The following is a 1,842-nucleotide window of genomic DNA, read 5'->3' on the forward strand; positions in this document are numbered from 1 at the left end:
CAATCTCACCGAGCACCTAGTTCAATGTTCCACCCATGAGCTACCAGCAAAGACATTCGCTTTGATCTGGCGCCTGGAACACCCTGCGGTGTCCAGATGCTCCTTAGAAAGGAGGTGATCCAGCCGCACCTTCCGGTACGGCTACCTTGTTACGACTTAGTCCTAATCACCGATCCCACCTTCGACAGCTCCCTCCTTGCGGTTAGGCCACTGGCTTCGGGTGTTACCGACTTTCATGACTTGACGGGCGGTGTGTACAAGGCCCGGGAACGTATTCACCGCAGCGTTGCTGATCTGCGATTACTAGCGACTCCGACTTCATGAGGTCGAGTTGCAGACCTCAATCCGAACTGAGACCGGCTTTTTGGGATTCGCTCCACCTTACGGTATCGCAGCCCTTTGTACCGGCCATTGTAGCATGCGTGAAGCCCAAGACATAAGGGGCATGATGATTTGACGTCATCCCCACCTTCCTCCGAGTTGACCCCGGCAGTCTCCTATGAGTTCCCACCATGACGTGCTGGCAACATAGAACGAGGGTTGCGCTCGTTGCGGGACTTAACCCAACATCTCACGACACGAGCTGACGACAACCATGCACCACCTGTATACCGACCTTGCGGGGCAACCATTTCTGGAAGTTTCCGGTATATGTCAAGCCTTGGTAAGGTTCTTCGCGTTGCATCGAATTAATCCGCATGCTCCGCCGCTTGTGCGGGCCCCCGTCAATTCCTTTGAGTTTTAGCCTTGCGGCCGTACTCCCCAGGCGGGGAACTTAATGCGTTAGCTGCGACACGGAGACCGTGGAAAGGTCCCCACATCTAGTTCCCAACGTTTACGGCGTGGACTACCAGGGTATCTAATCCTGTTCGCTCCCCACGCTTTCGCTCCTCAGCGTCAGTAACGGCCCAGAGAACTGCCTTCGCCATCGGTGTTCCTCCTGATATCTGCGCATTCCACCGCTACACCAGGAATTCCATTCTCCCCTACCGCACTCTAGTCTGCCCGTACCCACTGCAGGCCCGAGGTTGAGCCTCGGGTTTTCACAGCAGACGCGACAAACCGCCTACGAGCTCTTTACGCCCAATAATTCCGGACAACGCTTGCACCCTACGTATTACCGCGGCTGCTGGCACGTAGTTAGCCGGTGCTTTTTCTGCAGGTACCGTCAAGCCGAAGCCCTTCTTCCCTACTAAAAGAGGTTTACAACCCGAAGGCCGTCATCCCCCACGCGGCGTTGCTGCATCAGGCTTTCGCCCATTGTGCAATATTCCCCACTGCTGCCTCCCGTAGGAGTCTGGGCCGTGTCTCAGTCCCAGTGTGGCCGGTCACCCTCTCAGGCCGGCTACCCGTCGTCGCCTTGGTGAGCCATTACCTCACCAACTAGCTGATAGGCCGCGAGTCCATCCTTGACCGAAAAACTTTCCACCCGCACCCGATGCCGGGGCAGGTCGTATCCGGTATTAGACGCCGTTTCCAGCGCTTATCCCAGAGTCAAGGGCAGGTTACTCACGTGTTACTCACCCGTTCGCCACTAATCCACCCAGCAAGCTGGGCTTCATCGTTCGACTTGCATGTGTTAAGCACGCCGCCAGCGTTCGTCCTGAGCCAGGATCAAACTCTCCGTAAAAAAATTACGACCCCCAACCCCGAAGAGAAGGAGAGTCAAGTTTGACCTCTAGCAAATAAGACATCTCTCCGACCCGAAAGCCGGAAGCTGACATCAATTTCCAAAGGAATCCCAACCCGATCCGAAGATCAAGGCCGGGGTATAAAATTGGCATTGAACATAGTGCACGCTGTTGAGTTCTCAAGAATCGGACACATCCCGCCTCCACACCA

The 1,842-nt window shown here is 55.5% G+C and carries 2 rRNA genes (1 of these 2 only partly in view); both read right to left on the reverse strand.

The features are described 5' to 3' along the window. Window positions 1-79, reverse strand: a 23S ribosomal RNA gene (locus C5C49_RS16565); it reaches 3,017 nt to the left of the window's first position. A gap of 28 nt (window positions 80-107) precedes the next feature. Continuing rightward, window positions 108-1,630, reverse strand: a 16S ribosomal RNA gene (locus C5C49_RS16570). Together the 16S and 23S rRNA genes form the textbook arrangement of a ribosomal RNA operon. Window positions 1,631-1,842 lie beyond the last annotated feature (212 nt).

Origin of the sequence: Rathayibacter sp. AY1E2, assembly GCF_002932325.1 — a bacterium.
Classification (GTDB): domain Bacteria; phylum Actinomycetota; class Actinomycetes; order Actinomycetales; family Microbacteriaceae; genus Rathayibacter.